Annotated in this window: 1 protein-coding gene; it reads right to left on the bottom strand. The window is 64.3% G+C overall.

Annotated features, from left to right (window positions below; genetic code table 11):
• Nucleotides 1–57: 57 nt before the first annotated feature.
• Nucleotides 58–1,299: a sugar ABC transporter substrate-binding protein gene (locus EN780_RS34375; RefSeq protein WP_128276470.1), complete on the bottom strand. Its 1,242-nt coding sequence runs from the start codon at nucleotides 1,297–1,299 to the stop codon at nucleotides 58–60.
• Nucleotides 1,300–1,318: the final 19 nt, after the last annotated feature.

The raw sequence follows: 1,318 nt of genomic DNA, 5'->3' as shown, positions 1-1,318 counted from the left end.
ACCCCACCCGGACCCTTCGGGTCCGACCTCCCCTCAAGGGGGAGGTTGAGGGCGGCGCTACTTCTGCGGCGCCTGGTCGATGATCGACTGCATCGTCTCCTGCGCATTCGAAATCGCGCCGTCGACATCGTCGCCGAAGAAGACCTCGTTGACCATCTGCGTCCACGGACCGTTGGCGGAGTTGATCAGGTCGTTGAACACCACCGTATAGGGCGTACGGCCCTTGGCCATCGCCTCGGCGGCGATCTGGTAGCGCGGATCGAGATCCTTCAGCGCCTCCTTGGCGCTGTCGCCGCGCACCGGCAGGCTGCCGTATTTGGCGAGCAGCGTCTGGCCTTCGAGCGAATAGGCGAAGTCCAGAAATTCCTTCACCACGGCGAGCTTCTTGGTGCCCTTGGTGACGACGAAATTGTCGCCGCCGGCGAAGGACGACCAGCCGCCATCCTTGCCCGGCAGGAAGGTGACGCCGTAATCGACATTCGGATACTGGGTGTTGAGCGCGCCGATGGCGAAGGCGCCGGACGGCGAGATGCCGATATTGCCGGCGGCGAAGGCGGCGAAGAAGTTGGCGCCGGTGTCGGTCTGCGCGCCCGACGGCACCAGATCCTTCTTGACCATCGAACGGTAGAGGTCGATGGCGCCGCGCAGCTGCGGGCTGTCCAGCGTCGCCTTGGAGCCGTCCTCGGAGAGGATGTCGCCGCCCGAGGCCCAGATCAGCGGCGTGAAGGTGAAGATGTTGCAGCCGCCGCAATTGCCGGAGAAATAGAAGCCCTTGATGTCGCCGCCGAGCGCGTTGACCTTCTCGGCGTCGGCCTCGATCTCGGCCCAGTTGGTCGGGCCTTTTTCCGGGTCGAGCCCGGCCTGCTTGAACAGTTTTTTGTTCCAGATCAGCACCGAACTGTCGGCAGAGAACGGCAGGCCGTAGATGCGGCCCTTGTAGGTGCCGGTCTTGACATGCGCCGGCGACAGGCTGGCGAAATAGGGCAGCGACTTCGCCCAGTCGGTGATGTCCTCGAGCTGGCCGGCGGCCGAGAAGGACGGCGTGTAGATCAGGTCGAGCGAGAGCGCGTCGGGCGCGGTGCCGCCGGCGGCGGCGGCACCATATTTCGGGATGATCTCGGCATTGGGGATGATGTCGAGCTTGATCTGGTTCTCGTGGCCCTTGTTGAAGGCATCGACGATGCGCGGCATGAAGTTCGAGCCGTCGGCGCGCACCCAGATGTTGGCGGTATCGGCGGCGAAAGCAGGCAGAGCGAAAATGCTCGCGGCGAGCGCGAGCCCGGCAATCATGGTCTTCATGGTGTTCCTCCTCATGGGT

This window comes from Mesorhizobium sp. M4B.F.Ca.ET.089.01.1.1, from assembly GCF_004022605.1.
In the GTDB taxonomy this organism is placed as follows: Bacteria; Pseudomonadota; Alphaproteobacteria; order Rhizobiales; family Rhizobiaceae; genus Mesorhizobium; species Mesorhizobium abyssinicae.
Note: the sequence above shows the minus strand (reverse complement) of the source record. Positions and strands in the feature narration are given on the sequence as shown.

Excerpts from the sequence above, each read along its gene's own strand:
- EN780_RS34375 (WP_128276470.1), bottom strand. The coding sequence starts at position 1,299 with ATGAAGACCATGATTGCCGGGCTCGCGCTCGCCGCGAGCATTTTCGCT.